Below are 19,177 nucleotides of genomic sequence, written 5' to 3' on the forward strand. Positions count from 1 at the left end.
CCATCTTCTTTACGAAGCATCGCTTGACCGCCGCTTTCAACGGCGTCAGCGGACTGAGCGACGGTATGCCAGCGTGCAGCACTGAACGACGGGCCGTCCCGCTCGCCTCGATTGAGACAAAACGATATGACAAACCCGGCCTGACATGCCAACTTAGGCAGACCTAATGAGGTTGCTGCGACTACGTCTCGCAGCGCTCGAAAGCTACCGGTCGGTAGGGCCAATTTTATTGAAGCACTTGCGTTTTCGCCAATCGTTTCTGGTCACACCCAGACGGAGCCCACCTGCACCACTGGTCACCGCACCCGAATTTGTTTTGCTGCAAATCACATATTCACAGGTTGTTGCCAAATCGTTATTTGCTGCAAAGATTGCTCAGATTCTTAGATTCAGCGCCCGCCGCCGAGCAACCGCCGGTCACCTTTGAGCTGCTATTCAGCAACAGCGGGCCTCCCGGCCGACCAGCGGTGAGACGCTCGAAATGCTGTTTGCTGACCCGGCTTTTTCGACTGGAATTGGAGGGTTCGACCAAATGAGTGCTCCCACGATGACACACAAGCTGGCGGCGGAGGCCGTCGGCACCTTCTGGCTGGTGCTCGGCGGTTGCGGCGCCGCGGTCTTCGCCGCCAATCCCACCGAACACACCTCGATCGGCATCGGATTCCTCGGTGTCGCAATCGCTTTCGGACTCACAGTGCTCACGGGCGTCTACGCCTTCGGCAGTGTCTCGGGAGGTCATTTCAATCCGGCGGTCACGCTCGGCGCGGCCCTGGCCCGCCGGATCGAGTGGAAGGCGCTGCCGGCGTACTGGATCGCCCAGGTCATCGGCGGCTTCATCGCCGGCGGCGTCATCTACTGGATCGGCAGCGGCCAGAAGGACTGGTCGGCAACCGGCAACATGGCCGCGAACGGTTTCGGTGACCACTCACCGGAACATTTCGGCCTGGCGTCGGTGCTCATCACCGAAATCGTCCTGACCGCGATGTTCCTGTTCGTGATCCTGGGTTCCACCGACGCCCGGGCCCCGAAGGGCTTCGCCGGACTGTCCATCGGCCTCTCCCTGACCCTGATCCACCTGATCTCGATCCCGATCTCCAACACCTCAGTGAACCCCGCCCGCTCGACCGGCGTCGCGTTCTTCAACGGCAATGGGGCGCCGACTCAGCTGTGGGTGTTCTGGCTGGCGCCGCTGGTAGGAGCCGCCATCGCGGGCGTCGCCTATCCGCTGTTGTTCGGCACGGCCTCGGAACCCGATCGGGACTAGATCTTCTTCAGGTTCGGAATCGCCTGGCGCGCACCGAATCTCGGATTGCGCGCCAGGCCGCTGACCTCGAGCAGCCGCACCGCCCGGTACCGGTGCGGCCGCAGCGGTTCCAGCAAGTCGACCATCGCGGCGTCGTCGATCGGGTGGCCCAGCAACGTCCAGCCGACCATCTTCGCGAGGTGATAGTCACCGACCGAGAGCGCGTCGGCGTCGCCGAAGGCCCGCTGCACGGTTTCGGCCGCCGTCCACACCCCCACGCCCGGCAACGACATCAGCGCCGTCGTCGCGGTCTCGGCTGTCAACCGCTCGAGCGCGTCGGCCCGCTGCGCGCAGCCGACCAGGGTCCGGGCCCGGCCTGGATCCACGTTGGCCCGGTGAAATTCCCAGGACGGGATGCGCCGCCAGGCATCGGCGGTCGGGGGCAACCGCATCCCGGCCGGCGCCGGGCCCGGGGGCGGCGCGCCGTACCGCGTGGTCAGCGTGCGGAACGCACTCCAGGCGTCGATGCCGTGCACCCGCTGCTCGAGAATCGCCGGGATCAGCGCCTCCAACACCCGCCCGGTGCGGCATAAGCGCAGGTGTGGAACCCGGCGCCAGGCTTCGGCGACGGTCGGCTCCGCCGGGTCGAAACCCGTCGCGTCATCCTCGACACCGACCGTCGCGGGCAGGCGGTCCAGAAACTCGGCGGCGCCGTCACCCCACACCTCGCAGTCGACGGTCCTGAGGTCGGGCGAGCTGAGCCGTGCGGTGACCCCGCCGGTGCGCATCAGGCTCGTCCGCCAGATCACGCCGTCGGCGGTCCGGAAGGTCGGATCGGTCCCGCCGCGGCGCAGCGGCGACAACGTCAGGCCGAGGCCGGCCGGGCCGTCCAGGGCCAGGCTGGCGGTGGGCACGGATTCAGGTTAAGCGGGACGCACCACGATGTCGGCCTTGTCCGGATAGAACGCCACCCGGCCGGCGATCTCCGCGACCGCGGGGTACGGCTGCTCGTAGGTCCAGATGACGTCCTCGACGTCGCCGACGTGGTAGTAGCCGGCGTCACCCTTGTACGGGCAGTAGCTGGTGGTCGCGCTTCGGGTCAGCACCGCCCGGTCGACGTCGGCGAGCGGAACATATTGCACCGCTGGGTAATTCGACTCCTGCAGAGTCAGCGCATCACTGGTGTCCGCTACCACCCGGCCGTTGACCGTGACGGTCACGCGCCCGGCGGTCGGCGTGATGGTGATGGGGTGCGACGCACTGGGCGTGAGCACGGGACGCTCGGTCATGTTCAGTGCAACACCTTTCCCGGCGGCGCCGATTCCCGGCATGACGCTGGGCCTGTCACCAGTGACAGGCCCAGCCATCAGACGACAGCTACTGACGGATTACAGCGCAATCCAGATGCCGAAGAACCAGAAACCCCACGCCATGAAGCCTGGATCCCACACCGGGTAGACGGTGTAGCCCCAGTAGTCGAACGGCGGAGGCGGCGGTGCCCACGGCGGGGGCGCCACCCAGATGATCTGTGGTCTCGGCGGCGGTCCCCAGCCCCACGGCCCGGGTCCATGGCCCCACGGTGGCGGGCCGCCACGCCAGTGCCAGTCGCCCGGTCCCGGGTCGCCCGGCCTGGGGTGCCAGGTTCCTTGGTCACCGGGATGCCAGTCCCCGCGGCCATTGTCGTTGTCACCCGGGTGCCAGTCACCGTGATCGCCCGGGTTACCGGGCGGTGGCCCACCGGGGCCGCCCGGATTTCCAGGTGGATTACCCGGGTTTCCGGGCGGACCGCCGGGGTTCCCGGGCGGACCGCCGCCACCCGGACCGTGTCCATTACCCGGACCGTTGCATACCTGCATCGGCGGGCAGGGCGGGGCAGGCTTCGCCTGCGCGATATTGACTCCTAATCCCATAATCGCCGCGCTCACCCCACTGGTGAGCGCGGTAGCTACCACTAACGTCTTTTTGCTCATATCAACCCAACTCCTTCGTTGGAAGGTGCCGTCACGCGGTATATCGCCGCGATACCCCCAAACGGTTACCCGTAACGGTCGAGCATTCTTGTTGCGCCACCGACAATTACCGCTTGCCCAACCCCTGGACGGCCTGTCTACGATCAGCCCCATGACCGCACAGGGACCCGCCTCCGTCACCGCCGCCATCGAGATCGCCGCCAGCCCGTCGGACGTCTACGCGTTGCTGACCGATCTGCCCACGTTGGCCTCGCTCGCCGAGGAGGCACACACCATGGAGTGGCAGAAGGGGTCGTCGGCGGTACCCGGTTCGGTGTTCAAGGGACACAACCGCAACGGCTCGAAGACGTGGACCACGAGCTGCACCGTCACCGAAGCCGTGCCGGGTAAGACGTTCGGCTTCGCCGTGAAGTCCTCGATCGTGCCGATCGCGCACTGGCGCTACGACATCACCGAGACGGCCGACGGCTGCCGCGTCGCCGAGTCCACATGGGACAACCGGCCGGGCCTGTTGAAGCTGTTCGCCGCCTCGCTCACCGGTGTTGCCGACCGCGACGGGGCCAACGCCGAGAACATCCGGCTGACGCTCGAGCGGCTCAAGGCCCGCGCCGAAGCGGCGTAGCCTACGACGCCGTCAGCCCCACGAATACCGGTGATACTGCGACATATGCCGCATACCGGGTACGGCGCGCATGACGGCCGCCACGACCCGCAGCCCCGTCGGCAGCCGGTCGTAGCCGTCGGGGCCGAGGGCCGACTCCCACGACAGCAGTCGCAGCCCGGGCATGGCAGACAGGACGTCGTCCGGGCCGTCCATGGCCCACTTCAACGTCGCGCCCGACCGCCGCACGATGGAGTTCGTCCACTGCAGCTTCACGCCCAGCCGGCTGAAGGCATCGAATTGCAGTTCCCCACTTGGGAAATGCGCCACGATACGACGGAACAGGGCCTGGCCGTCGGCCTCGCCGAGGTACATCGTGAGGCCCTCGGCGAGCATCAGCACCGGGCGGTCGGCGGGGATGTCGGCGAGCCACGCCGGGTCCGTCACCGACGCCGGCACGATGTGGCAGTGCTCGCGGGGCGGGTAGAGCTGCCGGCGCAGCTCGGCGACCTCCGGGTAGTCGACGTCGTACCAGTCGACGCCGGGCCCTGGGTCCAGCCGGTAGTACCGGCTGTCCAGCCCGCAACCCAGGTGCAGCACAACGGCTTCCGGGTGCACGGCCAGGAACTGCCGGGCCGTCCTGTCGAAGTAGGCGGACCGCAGCGTGATGCCCGGCGACCTGGCGGCCGTGACCGTGGTCTGCGACCAGTCGTAGTCGATGCGGGCGACGACATCCCGGGCGTAGGTGTCGTGCAGCACCGAATTCGGCAGGTCGGCGTCCAGGGCCTTGCCGTACAGCGTGGCCAGCATGGTCTGCGGCGCCCCGGTCAGGTCCACCTGCAATCTGTCCGTCATGGTTTCGACGCTAGCCGTGATAGGCCTTGCCGCGCCACGACTTAACACCGCACGGCGCGTTGTTCAGCCCGTGGACTTCTGAGCCTGGCGGGCCTTCCGCAGGCCCACCCAGAACCGCGCCGCCTCCCGCACCGCGTCCTCGACCGGCCTTGGCTCCCAACCTAATTCGGCCCGGGCCTTGCTGCAGTCGACGGGTGCCTCGGCGCGCATCAGCCGCAGGGACGCCAGCGACATGTGTTCGTCGGTGCCCTTGAACCGGCCTTTGACGGTGCCCATGGTGGCGAGCGCGTACGTCACCGGCAGCGGCAGCGACTTGGCCGGTGCCGGCACCCCCGCCTCGGCGGCGGCGATCCGCGCCACCTCGGCATTGCTGATCATCTTGTCGGAGATCAGGTACCGCTCACCGGGCCGGCCCTTGTCGGCTGCCAAGATCAGCGCGCGGGCGGCGTCGTTGACGTCGACCGCTTCCAATTCGATGCCGCTCATCACGAACGGCAGCTTCCCGAATGCGGCGCCGGCGATGATGGCGCCGTGCGGCGTGCGGCCCCAGTCCGTTCCGCCGTAGGTGGTGGACACACACATCGCGACGGCCGGCAGCCCGCGTTCCCGGGCGTACTGCAGCACCAGTTTCTCGGCCTGCACGCGCGACCGCACGTACGGCGGCAGGGTGCGCTCGTCGGCGATGTCGTCCTCGCTGGAGACGAAGCCGCGCTTGCGCCCCACCGTGGCATAGCTGCTCGTGAAGACGAATTTCTTGAGCCCCGAAGCGATTTCGGGTTCCACCGCGACGTCCAGCACGTTGCGGGTGCCCTCGACGTTGGTGCGGAACAACGGCGACGGGTCGCGGAGCCAGCCACGGGTGTCGACGACGCAGTAGTAGACGACGTCGGCCCCGGTCATCGCGGCGCGCAGGGTGTCGTTGTCCCAGATGTCGCCCTCGTAGCGGGTGACGTCGAGGTCGTCGATGCCGATGGTGTTGGCGCCGGCCCGGACCATGACCCGCACGTCTTCCCCGGCCGTCACCAGCTGCCGGGTGACGTGCGAGCCGAGGTAGCCGTTGGCCCCGATGACGAGGGCGGTCACCGGCGTCCCCTGCCACCGACCTTGCGCATCCACTCCTCGGCCACGTCGGGCAGCGTGCCCAGCGCTTCGGCCTTCTTGCACCACGCCATGGTGGTCTCGAGGAATTTCATGGGGTTGTAGATGTCTTCTTGCTTGCTCCACAGGCCGTCGCCCGCGTACGTCATGATCGAAATGTTGGTGGCGCCGATGATGGTGCCGTCTCCCGGATCGCGCATGGGGTTGTCGAGTTCACAGATGACGCGGCCGGTCGCCTCGTCGTACACCTTCCACAGCGACGGGAACGACGTCATGTAGCTGCCGGGGAAGTTCTCCATGGTGTTCCAGATCCAGGGCCGCACCTCTTCGCGGCCGTGCATGGTGCCCATGGCGTGCTCGATGTACAGCACGTCCTCGGTGTAGTGGTCGGTCCACGGATCCCAGTCGCGCGTCTGGGCGGCGCGGTCCACGGTCTGCTCGAAGACGTCGAATGCCGCGATGAGTTCCTCACGGCTGAAGGTGTTGCCCGTCACAGGAAAACTAGAACACGTTCTAGTGGCGCTTGTCGAGCACTTGCATAATTGATTCAAGGAGGCGCACATGACAAACACCGAAACCGCGATCCTGGCCGGCGGCTGCTTCTGGGGGATGCAGGACCTGATCCGCAAGCAGCCGGGCGTGCTGACCACGCGGGTCGGCTACACCGGCGGAACCAACGATCACCCGACGTACCGCAACCACCCCGGCCACGCCGAGGCCGTCGAGATCATCTACGACCCCAGCCAGACCGACTATCGCGCGCTCCTGGAGTTCTTCTTCCAGATCCACGATCCGTCGACCGTCAACCGGCAGGGCAATGACGTCGGCACCAGCTACCGCTCGGCGATCTTCTACACCGACGACGAGCAGAAGCGCATCGCCGAGGACACCATCGCCGACGTCGACGCCTCGGGCCTGTGGCCCGGCAAGGTGGTCACCGAGGTGACGCCGGCCGTCCCGTTCTGGGAGGCCGAGCCGGAGCACCAGGACTACCTGGAGCGCATCCCCAACGGCTACACCTGCCACTTCCCGCGGCCGGGCTGGAAACTGCCCAAGCGTCAGTGATTTGTGCACGATTTTCCGCGCCACCCGCGGAAAATCGTGCACAAATCACGCAGTGGCGGCGCGCTCGGCGATCAGCCGGGCGACCAGCTCGGGGTGCTGATCGGGTAGCCAGTGATTGGCGCCTTCGACGATCTCGAACTTGTACGGCGCGTGGACGAACTGCTCGGTGAGCAGGGCGCCCTTGCGGCCGAGCGCGATGTCGCCGTCGCTCCAGATGTAGGTGGTGGGCCGGGTCACCGGGGTGAACGCCGATTTCGGGTTCACGAACGGCATGGCGCGGTACCAGTTGAGTGCGGTGGTCAGCGCCCCGCTGTCGAATACCTCGGCCCGCGTGACGGCCAGCGCTTCATCGGTCATTCCGCTGCGCGGCATGGCCAGTTGCGCGAATCGTTCGCCGAGCCACGGCAGTTGGAAGATCAGCATGTAGTACGAGTGCAGCGCCTGCGTCCCGACGGCCATCGCCTTCAGGAAGGCGCCGGTGTGGGGCACCGACACCGCGGTCAGGGTGCGCACCAACTCCGGTTTCGTCGCCGCCAGCGACCAGGCGATCGCGGCGCCCCAGTCGTGCCCGACGACGTGCACCGGTCCGCCGACCAGGTCGATCAGCGCGGCGACGTCGTCGGTCAGTTTGGGGATCGTGTATTGCCGCCGGCCCTTGGGCCGGGCACCGGGCGAATAGCCCCGCTGGTTGGGTGCCAGCGTCCGGAAACCGTTGGCGTGCAAAAGCTCCGACACGGCGGCCCAGGACTCGGCGGTCTGTGGGAAGCCGTGCAACAACACCACGACGTCGCCGTCGATGGGGCCGGAGTCGACCACGTCGAAGGTCAGTCCGTCATTGCGGTACTGCGTAATCCGTTCGGTCACGGCATGAACCTACAGCGGGGTGACCCGCCGGCGTAAGGTCACGCGGCCACCGTCTTTGGGCGTGTAGGCCACACCCCGCGAGAAGACCCGCTCCCCCGGCGCGCTGGTGACCTGAATGGCGAAGTGCCGCAACACCGTCCGCAGCACGACGTCCATCTCGACCTGCGCGAACACCGCGCCCACGCAGCGCCGGGTACCGCCACCGAACGGCAGGAACGCCAGCGGCGGACGGCGCCCGAGGAAGCGCTCCGGGTCGAACTGCTCCGGATCGGCGAATTCCTTTGCGTCCTCGTGCATGTGGTCGATGGCGACGATCACCGAGAAACCCCGTGGAATGACCCATTCGCCGAGCTGGAATGTCGGCGCGTACACGTGCCGGCCGGCGAAGTCGATGATGGTGCGGATGCGTTGTACCTCCAGGATGGTCGCCTGGCGGTACTCGTCGGTCTCACCGGCTGCCACCTCGTCCTCGAGGCGGCGCAGCACCTCGGGGTGGCGGGAGATCCGTTCGAATACCCACGCCATGGTGGCCGCGGTGGTTTCGTGGCCGGCCGCCAGCAGCGTCAGCAGTTCGTCGGCGATGTCGCTGCGGGACATCGCCGTTCCGTCCTCGTAGGTGCTGCGCAGCAGCAGCGCCAGCACGTCGTCGCGGCTCTCGAGATCGGGGTCGGCGGCGACCGTGTCGATGAGCCTGCCGACGACCTCGTCGTACCGGCGCCGGTACTCGGCGAGCCGGCCCCACGGTGTGAAGCGGCCGTACGTGCGCGGCGGCATGGGCAGCACCGCGAGCCGCGACCCCAGGGTGACCCACGGCGGGATGATCCGCCGCAGTTCGTCGAGGTGGTGACCGTCGGCGCCGAACACCGCGCGCAGGATGGCGTTGAGGGTGATGTGCATCATCGGCTCGAGCGTGGGGAACGACTTCCCCTCGGGCCAGGACGCCGCCGCACGCAGCGTCTCCTCTTCGAAGATGCGCTCGTAGTTCTTGATGCTCTTGCCGTGGAACGGCGGGGTCAGCAACTTACGGCGCAGCCGGTGTTCGGAACCGTCGAGTGCGAACACCGATCCGCTGCCGAGGACGCGGGATAGGTTCGGCTGGATGTTGCCGACGTCGGCCGGGTTCGCCGCGAACAGCTGCTTGGCCAGCTGCGGGTCGGTCACCATGACCGCGCGGCCGAAAACCGGTGCGTCACAGGTGAATACCGGGCCGAGTCGCGGCACCATCCGGTTGACGAACGCGCGCCGGTTGGTCGCGAACGCGACGCCCTGGAGCAGCTTGGGGACTCCGGTAGCCGGCGGCAGGTGGATCGCCGGGGCGCGGTCGGTGAGTTCAGCGGTGACGGTTTCGGTCATGGCACACTCCAAGCCACTGATTACGCGGTACCACGGTGTACCACGCGGTTATCGGGTACGGTACCGGCTGGTACCACAGCTAGGCAAGGGTTCTGGGAGAGATGGCAGACGGCGAGGTCAACTCGGCACAATCGGCGGCACAGCCCTTCCGCGGGCGGCTGCTCGACGGGCTCGCCACCTCCCTGGAGACCCGGGGCTACCGCGACACCACCGTCGCCGACATCGTCCGGAACGCCAAGACCTCCAAGCGCACCTTCTACGACCAGTTCGCCAGCAAGCAAGAGTGCTTCGTCGAGCTGCTGCGCACCAACAACGACGACCTCATCGCCCGGATCCGCGCCGCCATCGATCCCGATGTCGACTGGGAGCAGCAGGTGCGCAACGCCGTGGACGCGTATGTCGCACACATCGCTTCCCGGCCCGCGATCACCCTGAGCTGGATCCGGGAAGCGCCGGCCCTCGGTGACGCCGCGCTACCGCTGAATCGCCATGCCATGGAGCAGCTCACCGACATGGTCGTCGACCTCAGCAGCGGCGCGGCATTTCAGCGCGCCGGCCTGTCCCCGGTCAGCCGGCCGGTGGCCCTGATCCTGCTCGGTGGCCTTCGCGAACTCACCGCGCTCCTCGTCGAGGACGGCCGCGACGTCGCAGACCTCACCGAGCCGGCTCTCACCGCCGCACTCGCGATGCTGGGCACCAGATCGTCAGCGCAACATCAGGCGCGCTGACTTCTCCAGCCGTTCGGCGATCTCGTCGTACGACGTGAATCCCATGCCGGCCCGGACCAGCGCGCCCGAATAGAGCATCTCCAGCGACTCGATGACGTCGTCGTCGACGTCCGGGCCGAGCGCCGCCGCCAGCCGCGCGCGGATGTCCCCGGCGATGCGCTGCCGCAGCACCTCGACATCCGGGTCGCGGCCGAGCAGCGCGTTGGTCACGGCGCCGGCGAACTCCGGCTCGTCGATCACCAGCAGCGCGATGTGCCGAAGCACCTCGGTCACCCGCGTGGCAGGATCGTCGGAGTCGTGCGCCGCGGGCGGCGAGGACGCCAGTCGGCGCCAGAACACCTCGGCGACCAGGTGTTCCTTCGACGAGAAGTAGGTGTAGGCCGTCGCCGCGCCGACACCGGCGTCGGCCGCGACCCGGCGGACCGTCAGTCCCGCGAAGCCTTCGCGGCGCAACAGGCCGAGCGCGGCACGGCTCAGCCGGTCGACCGTATCGGCCTGTTTGGCCGTCAACCGGCGCCGGGTGGGCTCAAGCGCCTGTTCGGACACGTGTCCGGACGCTACGGCAACGGGCGAACCGCAGCAAGCGGTCTACCGTGGACACATGCGGGCGTTGATCGTCGTCGACGTGCAGAACGACTTCTGCGAAGGGGGCTCCCTCGCGGTGTCCGGCGGCGGCGAGGTGGCCCGCGCGATCACCGGCCTGCTGGCCCGCCGCGAGTACGACCACGTCGTGGCCACGGCCGACCATCACATCGACCCGGGCGCGCATTTCTCCGACCAACCCGACTACGTGACGTCGTGGCCGCCCCACTGCGTCGCCGGGACACCGGGCGAGCAGTTCCACCCCGAGCTCGACGTGTCCACGGTCGAGGCGGTGTTTCGCAAGGGCCGGTACTCCGCGGCGTACAGCGGGTTCGAAGGCGAGGACGGCACCGGCACCGCGCTGGCGGACTGGCTGCGCACCCGCGGCGTCGACGAGGTCGACGTGGTCGGCATCGCCACCGACTACTGCGTCAAGGCGACGGCAGCCGATGCCGCCACGGCCGGGTTCCGCACCCGCGTCCTGCTCGACTACACCGCCGGGGTTTCGGCCGATGGCACCGCGAATGCCGTTGCCGCCCTGAAGGATTCCGGCGTGACGGTGGTCTAGGCGGTCGGATCCACCGGCCGGCCCGACCACCGCGGCAGCCGCCCGGCCTGCAGCGCCCGCACACCCTCCTTGGCGTCGTCGTGCGCCATCACCGCGAGATGGATCTCCGTCTCCCGCTGCCCCACCTCGTCGCGCGACAGGTCGAACGAATCCCAGAGCAGCCGCTTGCTGGCCGCCACCGACATCGGTGCGGTGTTGTCCGCGATGTCATGGGCCACCGCCAGCGCGGCCGGCAGCACCTCGTCAGCGGGCAACACACGGCTCGCGATACCGAGCTCCGCCGCGCGGTGTCCATCGAAAGTTGTTCCGGTCAAAAGGATTTCCGCAGCCCGGGCGATGCCGACCAGCCGCGGCAACACCCAGTGCGAGTAGGCGTCCCCGACCACCCCGCGGCGCACCTGCACGACGCCGTAGCGGGCGTCGGCGGCGAAAATCCCGATATCGCACTGCAGCGCCAAGGTGAGCCCCAGGCCGATCGCGTGCCCGTTGACCGCCGCGATCACCGGCTTGCTCAACGACCACGCGGGAACCGGGATGCCGGCCGCACTGAACTCCGGGCCCGGCGCCGCGAAGGTCTCGTCGCCCGCGCCCAGGTCGGCCCCGGCGCAGAACGCCGGTGGCGCCCCGGTCAACACGATGGCCCGCACGTCGTCGGCCTCGTTGCTGCGGGTGTAGGCGTCGGCGAGCTCTTCCCGCATCCCGTCACCAAACGCATTGCGCCGCTCGGGCCGGTTCAGCGTCAGCGTCACCACACCGCCGTCGAACCTGGTCAGCAGCGTGCGGTATTCGGGGAACACCGCCCGAGTAAACCACGATCCTGCAATACCTCTGTAACAGAGCTATTATGGCGACGTGCCCACACACACCGCCCCGACCTCGGACCTCAGCACCGACCTGTTCCATACCGTCGGCAGGTTCCGCCGGCAGCTGCGCCGCACCGCCGGGGGGAGCTTCGCGGGCGTCACCCAATCGCAAGCCGAACTGCTCAGACTCGTCGGCCGCCGGCCCGGCATCTCGGTCCGGGAAGCCGCACAGGAACTCGGCCTGGCCGCCAACACCGCGTCGACCCTGGTCTCCAAGCTGGCCGCGGACGAACTCCTGGTCCGCACCGTCGACCCCGACGATCGCCGCATCGGTCGGCTCCGACTGACCGAACCCGCCCAGCAGCTCGCCGATCAGACCAGGGCCTCGCGCCGGGCGGCCCTCGATGTCGTCCTGAAGCAACTCAGCACCGATCAAATCGACGATCTGACAAAGGGTTTGACCGTCCTGGCCGAGATGACCCGAATGCTCCAGGAGGGCCAACCATGAGTACTCCCGCCGTCGAATGCGACCACGTCACGCACCGCTACGGCGATTTCACCGCGGTCGACGACCTGAGCCTCACCGTCCAGGTGGGTGAAACCATGGGACTGCTCGGCCCCAACGGCGCCGGCAAGACCACCCTGGTGCGGCTGCTCACCACCCTGACGCCGGTGCAGCACGGGCAGGTCCGCATCTTCGGGCTCGACGCCGGCCACCGCACCATGGATATCCGCCAGAACCTCGGCTATGTGCCGCAACAACTCTCGATCGAGTCCGCCCTCACCGGACGTCAGAACGTCGACCTGTTCGCGCGCCTCTACGACGTGCCGCGGCGTGAACGCCGAGCACGGGTCGACGATGCACTCGATGCCATGCAGCTCCTCGACGTCGCCGACCGGCCCGCGAAAACCTTCTCGGGCGGCATGGTCCGGCGACTCGAGCTGGCGCAGGCCCTGGTGAACCGGCCGTCGCTGCTGATCCTCGACGAACCAACCGTCGGCCTGGATCCCATTGCGCGCGACAGCGTCTGGGCCCAGGTGGCGAACATGCAGCAGGAGTTCGGCATGACGGTCCTACTCACCACGCACTACATGGAGGAAGCCGACGCATTGTGCGACCGGGTTGCCCTCATGCACCACGGCGTCCTGCAGGCCGTCGGGTCGCCCACCGATCTGAAGGCGACGCTCGGTCCGGCCGCCACGCTCGAGGACGTGTTCCGGCACTACGCCGGGTCCGACCTGTCCGGGGACGACGACCGCCAGACCCTGAAGGACATCCGCGCCGGAAGGAGGACGGCCCGTCGTGTCAGTTGATGTCGAACTCGTCGCCGCACCCCGCGGCGCCAGGCGTATCGGCGGGCTCGCCCGCCGCATGGGCGCCTTCGCACTGGTCGAATTGCAGAAGCTGCGCTACGACCGCACCGAGTTGGTCACCCGGACGATCCAGCCCGCCCTCTGGCTGCTGATCTTCGGCCAGACCTTCTCCCGGCTGCATGTCATCGACACCGGCAGCGTGCCGTACCTGTCGTTCCTGGCGCCGGGCATCATCGCCCAGTCGGCGCTGTTCATCTCGATCTTCTACGGCATCCAGATCGTCTGGGACCGCGACGCCGGCATCCTCGCCAAGCTGATGGTGACCCCGTCGCCGGCGTCGGCGCTGATCACCGGCAAGGCGTTCGCGGCGGGCGTCCGATCGATAGCCCAGGTGATCGGGGTGCTGGTGATCGCCCTGCTGATGGGCATCCACCTCAGCTTCAACCCGCTGCACATCGTGGCCGCCATGGCGGTGGTGATGCTCGGGTCGGCGTTCTTCTCTTGCCTGTCAATGACTTTGGCGGGGCTGGTGCGCAACCGCGACCGCCTGATGGGCATCGGCCAGGCCATCACCATGCCGCTGTTCTTCGCCTCCAACGCGCTGTACCCGGTGGACATCATGCCGGGCTGGCTGCGCGCGCTGTCCACCGTGAATCCGTTGTCCTACGAAGTGAACGCGCTGCGCTCACTACTACTCGGCACACCCGGCCACACCCTGCTGGACATCGCGGTCCTGGCCGTCGCGGCAGTCCTGGGCATCGCCGCGGCGTCGGCCCTGCTGCGCCGCCTGGTCCGCTGACGAACGCTGTGCGGCTACCTAATCCGCTCTCATCTGACGCCCATGCGGCGCGCGTTGACTCGTCTCATGAAGCACAGCATCGTCGCGGTCGTCCTGGACGCCGGTACCGACGCCGGCCTGGCCACCGCCCACAGCCTGCTGGCCGAGGGACACCGCGTGGTGGTGACGGCCCGGCAGGCCGGCCCGCTCGTCCGCATCACCCACGGCTACCCCGCCGACCGCATCTACGCGCTCGCCGCCGACACTCACGATCGCAGCCAGTTCGACCAGGTGCTGGCCCTGACGCGCGCCCGGTTCGGCCGCGTCGACATGATCGTCGACCCCAAGCTGTATAGCTCGGTCCTCATGGCTTCGGCCTGAATTGCTGTTAGGTTCGAGCCAATCGGTCGATCACGGCCACGAGATTGGAGCGAACGTTGCGCAAGGTCCTCAAGATCGCTGCAGCAGTCTTCACCGTCGCGGCAGTTTCCGCCGCCGCCACCGAAACCTTGGCCAATTCCCCCGCCACAATTCCGTTCATCCCGACGGGCATCAGCCAGTCGGCCAGCAGCGTCGGCTTCGCCGACTCCGACGTCTACGGCATGAACGCCGACGACATCAACCACACCTTCGACCTGATGTCGGCGACGGGCGTGCGCACCGTCCGCATCATCATCCCGTGGGCCGGCATCGAGGGCACCCAGGGCAGCTTCAACTGGGGCCAGGTCGACACCGTCGTCGGGGCGGCCAACGCTCGCCACATGTCGGTGGTCGGCGCCATCGTCGCGACGCCGGCCTGGGCCGTGGCCCCCGGCGCCCTCCCGATCAGCAGCCCGCCGGCCTCGGCCGCGGTGTATGGCGATTTCGCCGGCGCGGTCGCCGCGCACTACCGGGGCCGCGTCGACGCCTACGAGATCTGGAACGAGCCCAACGCCGTGATGTCGTGGACCTCCGGCCCGCAGGGCCCGGAGCCCGCCGTCTACGCCGACATGCTCAAGGCCTCGTACCCGAAGATCAAGGCCGCCGACCGCGGCGCCGTCGTCATCGGCGGTGTGGTCGGCGCGGTCGTGTCGTTCGGCTCGCTGACGCTCGACCCCGTCACCTTCATCCAGCGCATGTACGGCGCCGGAGCGGCCGGGTCGTTCGACGCGCTGTCGTTCCACCCGTACCACTACAACCTGAAGTTCTCGGCCGGCGCCGGCGTGCCCAACTCGCCGCTGAGCCAGACCGAAGGCATTCACGCAGCCATGGCCGCCAACGGTGACGGCGGCAAGAAGATCTGGGCCACGGAGTACGGCGAGCCCAACTCGGCCGTCGACGAGGCCACCCAGGCCGACTACATCCGCGACTTCCTGGCCAAGTGGCGCACCCTGCCCTACGCCGGCCCGTCGTACATCTACACCACGCGCGACCGCGTCACCGGCAGCTCGAACCCCGAGGAATCCATCGGCGTCTACCGCTCCGACTGGACCCCGAAGCCGGCTCAGGCGGCCGTCAAGGCCATGGCCTAACCACCGACGATGTTGGCGATCGCCCCCAGCGGCAGGTCGAGCCAGTACGGCCGGTGCCGGGCCTCGTACCCGGCTTCGTATACCGCCTTGTCGAGTTCGTAGGCGGCGAGCAGTTCCGCGTCGGCGTCGGTACCGCCGCCCTCGGCATAGCCATCGCAGAACGCCGCCCGGTTGCGGTCGGCCCATTCCCGCGCGCGTGCGGCGAGCTGCTTGCGACGCTGTTCGTTGCCGCCGCCCTCGGTCAGCCGCTGGAAGGCCGCGTACTGGTAGGACCGCAGCATTCCCGCGACGTCCCGCAGCGGCGAGTCGGGTGCGCGGCGCTGATCGAGTGACTGCCCGGGTTCGCCTTCGAAGTCGATCAGCAGCCAGGTCTCGGGGGTGCGCAGCACCTGGCCCAGATGCAGGTCGCCGTGAATCCGCTGCACCGTGATCGGCTGTCCCTCGAGCGCGCGGTAGCGACTCTCGATGGCCGCGGCGTACTCGCGCACCTGCGGCACCGACGCGGCCACCGCTTCCAGCCGCTCCAGCATGATCGCCACCGGGAACAGCGCCGTGGCCGTGCCGAGCTCGTCGGCGAGCGTGGCATGCACCGCGGCGACAGCCTGGCCCAGCCGCTCGGACTCCCCGGCGAAGTCGCCGCCCACCTCATTGGCGTACAGGTCACCTTCGGCGTACAGGTCACGCGTGCTGGCGACGGCCATGTCCCAGCCCTCGGCGGCGTTGTCGGCGAAACGGGCCAGCATGCCCAGCGCCGTCTCCGGGCCACCATCCAGCGACATCGTCCCCAGCAGCGGCGCCACATGCGGGCTACCGGCCCGGCCGAGCACCCGCGTGAGCTCGATGTCGGGATTCACGCCCGACGTGACGCGGCGGAACAGCTTGAGGATGGCGGCTTCGTCGAACACGACGCTGGTGTTGCTCTGTTCGGCACCCATCACTCGCGCCGTCTCGCCCGCGGGCAGCTCGGCGTCGGGCTCCGCGGCGAAGGAGACCGGACCGATCGTCGCCGAGTCGGCGATCAGGCCGAGCAGCAGGTTCGCGACTTCCGGGTCGCCCAGGGCGTCACCGACCTCGCCTTCGCCCTGGCGCAGCACCAGCTGGTACCGCTCGCCGGGGCCGTCGTCGTAGCTGACGTCGAGCAGCACCAGGTCGACGTCGTCGCGCAGTGCCACGACCAGCGCCGGTTCGGCGCCGGTCAACTCCCGGTTGCGGCCGGCGTACCAGCGCTGCTGGGTCAGGTATTCGGTCAATTGTGGATCCATCACGGCTCCTCACCGACGGGCGCGCGCAACGAGAACCAGTAGAAACCGTGCCCAGGCAGTGTCAACAGGTAGGGCAGTTCCCCGATGCGGGGGAACTCGACCTGGCCGGTCAGCTCAACCGGCGTGTAGCCGTTCCAATGCTGCAGGTTCAGCTCGATCGGCTGGGGAAAGCGGGACAGATTGTTGACGCACAAAACAGTGTCAGCTTCACCGTCATCTCGCACGAGCTCGCGCACATACGTGAGTGCCGACGGATTGGAGCCGCCGAGTTCCCGGAAGGACCCGACGGCGAACGCGTCGTGCCGCCGTCGCACCGCGAGCATGGTGCGCGTCCAGTTGAGCAGGGAATTCGTGGTGTCGCGCTGCGCTTCGACGTTCACCGCCTGGTAGCCGTACACCGGGTCCTGGCTCGGTGGGACGTAGAGCCGGCCGGGGTTCGCGGTGGAGAACCCCGCGTTGCGGTCAGCCGACCACTGCATCGGGGTGCGCACGCCGTCGCGATCGCCGAGCCAGATGATGTCGCCCATGCCGATCTCGTCGCCGTAGTACAGCACCGGCGAACCGGGCAGCGACAACAGCAACGCGGTGAACAGCTCGGTCTGGTTGCGGTCGTTCTCCAGCAGCGGGGCCAGGCGCCGGCGGATGCCGACGTTGGCCTTCATCCGCGGGTCCTTGGCGTACTCGGCGTACATGTAGTCACGCTCTTCGTCGGTGACCATCTCCAACGTCAACTCGTCGTGGTTACGTAGGAAGATGCCCCACTGCGCCATGTCGGGGATGGGTGGTGTCTGGGCCAGGATCTCCGAGATCGGGAACCGGGACTCCCGCCGGACCGCCATGAAAATCCTTGGCATCAGCGGGAAATGGAAGGCCATGTGGCATTCGTCGCCGCCGGTCTCCGGGTCGCCGAAATATTCGACGACATCGGCCGGCCACTGGTTGGCCTCGGCCAGCAGGACCCGGCCCGGGAATTCGTCGTCGATCACCTTGCGGCACCGTTTGAGGAAGGCGTGCGTCTCGGGCAGGTTCTCGCAGTTGGTGCCCTGGCGTTCGAACAGGTACGGCACGGCGTCCAGCCGGAAGCCGTCGATGCCCAGGTCCAGCCAGAAGCGCAGCACGTCGATCATCGCTTCCTGCACGTCCGGGTTGTCGTAGTTCAGGTCGGGCTGGTGCGAGAAGAAGCGATGCCAGTAGAACTGCTTGCGCACCGCATCGAACGTCCAGTTCGATTCCTCGGTGTCCACGAAGATGACGCGCGCGTCCTGGTACTTCTCGCTGGTGTCACTCCAGACGTAGAAGTCCCCGTAGGGCCCGGTGGGGTCGCGGCGGGACTCCTGGAACCAGGCGTGGGTGTCGGAGGTGTGGTTCATCACCAGGTCGGTGATGACGCGGATACCGCGCCGGTGCGCCGCGTCCAATAGGGCGACGAAATCCTCGACGGTGCCGAATTCCGGCAGCACCTTGTAGAAGTCGCGGATGTCGTAGCCGCCGTCGCGCAGCGGCGAATCGTAGAACGGTGGCAACCAAATACAGTCGACACCAAGCCATTTCAAGTAGTCGAGTCGCTCGGTGAGACCCCGGAGGTCCCCTGAGCCGTCAGCGTCTGAGTCGTAGAAGGCGCGGACCAACACCTCATAGAAAACCGCGCGTTTGAACCAAGTGCGGTCCTCTGGGAGGACTCGCGCGTGTCCGAAGTCCGCGGCGCTTGGATGTTCCACGCCACCGTTGGAGGCGTCCATCGACAACTAACGTACCCGCGCCTGGGTAGGGTGCAAACGTGGCGACACGCGATCATGGCGACCCAGGTGATGCCCCGACGATCCCGCCGCCGTTGGCCGAAATCGTCAACGCGACCCGGCCGTCGGCCGCGGAGGAGGCCCGCACCATCGCGGCCTCGACCAATACCGGGACCCTGGCGACCCTGACGGCCGACGGCGATCCGTGGGCGTCGATGGTCACCTACGGACTGCTCGGCGGCGCGCCGGTGCTGTGCGTCTCGAATCTCGCCGAGCACGGCCGCAACCTCGCCGGCGATCAGCGGGCCAGCATCTCGATCATCGCGGCCAGTACCGACAAGGACCCACTGGCCGGTGGCCGGGTGACCCTTGCCGGACGGGTGGCGCGGCCCGGGGGCGCCGAACGTGACGCGGCCCGCGACGCCCATGTCGCGGCGGTGCCGGCCGCCAAGTACTACATCGACTACAGCGACTTCGCCCTGTGGGTGCTGCACGTCGATCGGGTCCGGTGGGTCGGTGGCTACGGCCGGATGGATTCGACGACGGGCGCGGATTACGCTGCGGCCCAGCCGGATCCGGTGACGCACGCGGCCGCGGGGGCGATCGCGCACCTGAACGCCGACCACGCCGACTCGCTGGCGGCCATGGCCCGGGTCCTCGGCGGCTACCCCGACACCGAGTCGGCGACCTGCACCGGCGCCGACCGCTACGGCCTCGATTTGCGGGTGAACACCGCCCGCGGCATGGCCTACACCCGGGTCGGATACCCGCACCCCCTGCAGTCCATCGATGAATTACGTTCCGCGACAGTCGAATTGGCTCGACGGTCCCGTCAGGTTTAGGATT

At 68.0% G+C, this 19,177-nt stretch carries 23 protein-coding genes; 11 read left to right on the forward strand and 12 right to left on the reverse strand.

Going from position 1 to position 19,177, the window contains the following annotated elements; all coding sequences use genetic code 11:
* Positions 1 to 532: 532 nt before the first annotated feature.
* A complete protein-coding gene (aqpZ, locus tag H289_RS29725) occupies positions 533 to 1,264 on the forward strand; it encodes an aquaporin Z (RefSeq protein ID WP_036420127.1) in 732 nt (243 codons plus the stop codon).
* Here aqpZ and H289_RS0104750 read toward each other — a convergent pair.
* The 3 genes from H289_RS0104750 to H289_RS32240 form a co-directional block, all read right to left on the reverse strand.
* On the reverse strand, positions 1,261 to 2,157 hold the full coding sequence (locus tag H289_RS0104750) for a DNA-3-methyladenine glycosylase family protein (protein WP_020099608.1): 897 nt from the start codon (positions 2,155 to 2,157) through the stop codon (positions 1,261 to 1,263). The two genes, aqpZ and H289_RS0104750, sit on opposite strands and share 4 nt — an antisense overlap.
* A gap of 9 nt (positions 2,158 to 2,166) precedes the next feature.
* On the reverse strand, positions 2,167 to 2,532 hold the full coding sequence (locus tag H289_RS0104755; protein ID WP_029104794.1) for a DUF427 domain-containing protein: 366 nt from the start codon (positions 2,530 to 2,532) through the stop codon (positions 2,167 to 2,169).
* A gap of 99 nt (positions 2,533 to 2,631) precedes the next feature.
* Complete coding sequence (locus H289_RS32240; RefSeq protein ID WP_231387957.1) at positions 2,632 to 3,099, reverse strand: chitin-binding protein; 468 nt, start codon at positions 3,097 to 3,099, stop codon at positions 2,632 to 2,634.
* A 265-nt stretch (positions 3,100 to 3,364) separates the two neighbouring features.
* On the opposite strand from H289_RS32240, the gene H289_RS0104765 reads away from it, so the two are divergent.
* Positions 3,365 to 3,835: an SRPBCC family protein gene (locus H289_RS0104765; protein ID WP_020099611.1), complete on the forward strand. Its 471-nt coding sequence runs from the start codon at positions 3,365 to 3,367 to the stop codon at positions 3,833 to 3,835.
* A gap of 12 nt (positions 3,836 to 3,847) precedes the next feature.
* Here H289_RS0104765 and H289_RS0104770 read toward each other — a convergent pair whose 3' ends face one another.
* From H289_RS0104770 to H289_RS0104780, 3 genes are all read right to left on the reverse strand, one after another.
* Positions 3,848 to 4,669, reverse strand: a complete 822-nt coding sequence (locus H289_RS0104770) for a class I SAM-dependent methyltransferase (protein ID WP_020099612.1) — start codon at positions 4,667 to 4,669, stop codon at positions 3,848 to 3,850.
* A 63-nt stretch (positions 4,670 to 4,732) separates the two neighbouring features.
* Positions 4,733 to 5,752 carry an NAD-dependent epimerase/dehydratase family protein gene (locus H289_RS0104775; RefSeq protein ID WP_020099613.1) on the reverse strand — a complete coding sequence of 340 codons (1,020 nt, stop codon included), beginning with the start codon at positions 5,750 to 5,752 and terminating at the stop codon, positions 4,733 to 4,735.
* Positions 5,749 to 6,261, reverse strand: a complete 513-nt coding sequence (locus tag H289_RS0104780; RefSeq protein ID WP_020099614.1) for a nuclear transport factor 2 family protein — start codon at positions 6,259 to 6,261, stop codon at positions 5,749 to 5,751. Before H289_RS0104780 ends, H289_RS0104775 begins: the two co-directional genes overlap by 4 nt.
* Positions 6,262 to 6,328: 67 nt before the next feature.
* Between H289_RS0104780 and msrA the strand changes: the two genes are divergently transcribed.
* Complete coding sequence (gene msrA, locus H289_RS0104785; RefSeq protein WP_020099615.1) at positions 6,329 to 6,832, forward strand: peptide-methionine (S)-S-oxide reductase MsrA; 504 nt, start codon at positions 6,329 to 6,331, stop codon at positions 6,830 to 6,832.
* A gap of 45 nt (positions 6,833 to 6,877) precedes the next feature.
* Here the strand turns inward: msrA and H289_RS0104790 are convergent, their stop codons facing one another.
* Both H289_RS0104790 and H289_RS0104795 read right to left on the reverse strand, forming a co-directional pair.
* Complete coding sequence (locus H289_RS0104790) at positions 6,878 to 7,696, reverse strand: alpha/beta fold hydrolase (protein ID WP_020099616.1); 819 nt, start codon at positions 7,694 to 7,696, stop codon at positions 6,878 to 6,880.
* A 9-nt stretch (positions 7,697 to 7,705) separates the two neighbouring features.
* The gene (locus H289_RS0104795) at positions 7,706 to 9,049 is read right to left on the reverse strand and encodes a cytochrome P450 (protein WP_020099617.1); all 1,344 of its coding nucleotides are present in this window, start codon (positions 9,047 to 9,049) and stop codon (positions 7,706 to 7,708) included.
* A 101-nt stretch (positions 9,050 to 9,150) separates the two neighbouring features.
* Between H289_RS0104795 and H289_RS0104800 the strand changes: the two genes are divergently transcribed.
* Complete coding sequence (locus H289_RS0104800; protein WP_020099618.1) at positions 9,151 to 9,777, forward strand: TetR/AcrR family transcriptional regulator; 627 nt, start codon at positions 9,151 to 9,153, stop codon at positions 9,775 to 9,777.
* Here the strand turns inward: H289_RS0104800 and H289_RS0104805 are convergent.
* Entirely contained in the window at positions 9,754 to 10,323 is a 570-nt protein-coding gene (locus H289_RS0104805) for a TetR/AcrR family transcriptional regulator (RefSeq protein ID WP_020099619.1), read from the reverse strand. The genes H289_RS0104800 and H289_RS0104805 overlap by 24 nt on opposite strands.
* 55 nt (positions 10,324 to 10,378) lie before the next feature.
* Between H289_RS0104805 and H289_RS0104810 the strand changes: the two genes are divergently transcribed.
* Positions 10,379 to 10,927: a nicotinamidase gene (locus tag H289_RS0104810; protein ID WP_020099620.1), complete on the forward strand. Its 549-nt coding sequence runs from the start codon at positions 10,379 to 10,381 to the stop codon at positions 10,925 to 10,927.
* Here the strand turns inward: H289_RS0104810 and H289_RS0104815 are convergent.
* The gene (locus H289_RS0104815) at positions 10,924 to 11,724 is read right to left on the reverse strand and encodes an enoyl-CoA hydratase/isomerase family protein (RefSeq protein ID WP_020099621.1); all 801 of its coding nucleotides are present in this window, start codon (positions 11,722 to 11,724) and stop codon (positions 10,924 to 10,926) included. The two genes, H289_RS0104810 and H289_RS0104815, sit on opposite strands and share 4 nt — an antisense overlap.
* A 55-nt stretch (positions 11,725 to 11,779) precedes the next feature.
* On the opposite strand from H289_RS0104815, the gene H289_RS0104820 reads away from it, so the two are divergent.
* The 5 genes from H289_RS0104820 (at position 11,780) to H289_RS29735 (ending at position 15,333) form a co-directional block, all read left to right on the forward strand.
* Complete coding sequence (locus H289_RS0104820) at positions 11,780 to 12,238, forward strand: MarR family winged helix-turn-helix transcriptional regulator (protein WP_020099622.1); 459 nt, start codon at positions 11,780 to 11,782, stop codon at positions 12,236 to 12,238.
* Positions 12,235 to 13,044: an ATP-binding cassette domain-containing protein gene (locus H289_RS0104825; protein ID WP_020099623.1), complete on the forward strand. Its 810-nt coding sequence runs from the start codon at positions 12,235 to 12,237 to the stop codon at positions 13,042 to 13,044. The genes H289_RS0104820 and H289_RS0104825 overlap by 4 nt, the downstream gene beginning before the upstream one ends.
* 58 nt (positions 13,045 to 13,102) lie before the next feature.
* A complete protein-coding gene (locus H289_RS0104830; RefSeq protein ID WP_020099624.1) occupies positions 13,103 to 13,843 on the forward strand; it encodes an ABC transporter permease in 741 nt (246 codons plus the stop codon).
* Positions 13,844 to 13,909: 66 nt separating this feature from the next.
* Entirely contained in the window at positions 13,910 to 14,203 is a 294-nt protein-coding gene (locus H289_RS29730) for an SDR family NAD(P)-dependent oxidoreductase (protein ID WP_020099625.1), read from the forward strand.
* Positions 14,204 to 14,259: 56 nt separating this feature from the next.
* Complete coding sequence (locus tag H289_RS29735; RefSeq protein WP_020099626.1) at positions 14,260 to 15,333, forward strand: cellulase family glycosylhydrolase; 1,074 nt, start codon at positions 14,260 to 14,262, stop codon at positions 15,331 to 15,333.
* Here the strand turns inward: H289_RS29735 and H289_RS0104845 are convergent.
* Positions 15,330 to 16,595 (reverse strand): maltokinase N-terminal cap-like domain-containing protein, encoded by a 1,266-nt coding sequence (locus H289_RS0104845; RefSeq protein WP_020099627.1) that lies wholly within the window; start codon positions 16,593 to 16,595, stop codon positions 15,330 to 15,332. The two genes, H289_RS29735 and H289_RS0104845, sit on opposite strands and share 4 nt — an antisense overlap.
* Positions 16,595 to 18,334 (reverse strand): maltose alpha-D-glucosyltransferase, encoded by a 1,740-nt coding sequence (treS, locus tag H289_RS0104850; RefSeq protein ID WP_020099628.1) that lies wholly within the window; start codon positions 18,332 to 18,334, stop codon positions 16,595 to 16,597. Before treS ends, H289_RS0104845 begins: the two co-directional genes overlap by 1 nt.
* Before the next feature lie 38 nt (positions 18,335 to 18,372).
* Between treS and H289_RS0104855 the strand changes: the two genes are divergently transcribed.
* Positions 18,373 to 19,173 carry a HugZ family pyridoxamine 5'-phosphate oxidase gene (locus tag H289_RS0104855; RefSeq protein ID WP_020099629.1) on the forward strand — a complete coding sequence of 267 codons (801 nt, stop codon included), beginning with the start codon at positions 18,373 to 18,375 and terminating at the stop codon, positions 19,171 to 19,173.
* Positions 19,174 to 19,177 lie beyond the last annotated feature (4 nt).

It is taken from the genome of Mycobacterium sp. 360MFTsu5.1, from assembly GCF_000383495.1.
Taxonomy (GTDB): domain Bacteria; phylum Actinomycetota; class Actinomycetes; order Mycobacteriales; family Mycobacteriaceae; genus Mycobacterium; species Mycobacterium mucogenicum_B.

Bases quoted from the DNA above. Each gene is read 5' to 3' on its own strand.
- H289_RS0104810 (WP_020099620.1), top strand. From the start codon at position 10,379: ATGCGGGCGTTGATCGTCGTCGACGTGCAGAACGACTTCTGCGAAGGG.
- H289_RS0104755 (WP_029104794.1), bottom strand. From the start codon at position 2,532: ATGACCGAGCGTCCCGTGCTCACGCCCAGTGCGTCGCACCCCATCACC.
- msrA (WP_020099615.1), top strand. From the start codon at position 6,329: ATGACAAACACCGAAACCGCGATCCTGGCCGGCGGCTGCTTCTGGGGG.
- H289_RS0104770 (WP_020099612.1), bottom strand. From the start codon at position 4,669: ATGACGGACAGATTGCAGGTGGACCTGACCGGGGCGCCGCAGACCATG.
- H289_RS0104800 (WP_020099618.1), top strand. From the start codon at position 9,151: ATGGCAGACGGCGAGGTCAACTCGGCACAATCGGCGGCACAGCCCTTC.
- H289_RS0104830 (WP_020099624.1), top strand. From the start codon at position 13,103: ATGGGCGCCTTCGCACTGGTCGAATTGCAGAAGCTGCGCTACGACCGC.
- aqpZ (WP_036420127.1), top strand. From the start codon at position 533: ATGAGTGCTCCCACGATGACACACAAGCTGGCGGCGGAGGCCGTCGGC.
- H289_RS0104825 (WP_020099623.1), top strand. From the start codon at position 12,235: ATGAGTACTCCCGCCGTCGAATGCGACCACGTCACGCACCGCTACGGC.
- treS (WP_020099628.1), bottom strand. From the start codon at position 18,334: ATGGACGCCTCCAACGGTGGCGTGGAACATCCAAGCGCCGCGGACTTC.
- H289_RS32240 (WP_231387957.1), bottom strand. From the start codon at position 3,099: ATGCAGGTATGCAACGGTCCGGGTAATGGACACGGTCCGGGTGGCGGC.
- H289_RS0104845 (WP_020099627.1), bottom strand. From the start codon at position 16,595: ATGGATCCACAATTGACCGAATACCTGACCCAGCAGCGCTGGTACGCC.
- H289_RS0104795 (WP_020099617.1), bottom strand. From the start codon at position 9,049: ATGACCGAAACCGTCACCGCTGAACTCACCGACCGCGCCCCGGCGATC.
- H289_RS29730 (WP_020099625.1), top strand. From the start codon at position 13,910: ATGAAGCACAGCATCGTCGCGGTCGTCCTGGACGCCGGTACCGACGCC.
- H289_RS0104765 (WP_020099611.1), top strand. From the start codon at position 3,365: ATGACCGCACAGGGACCCGCCTCCGTCACCGCCGCCATCGAGATCGCC.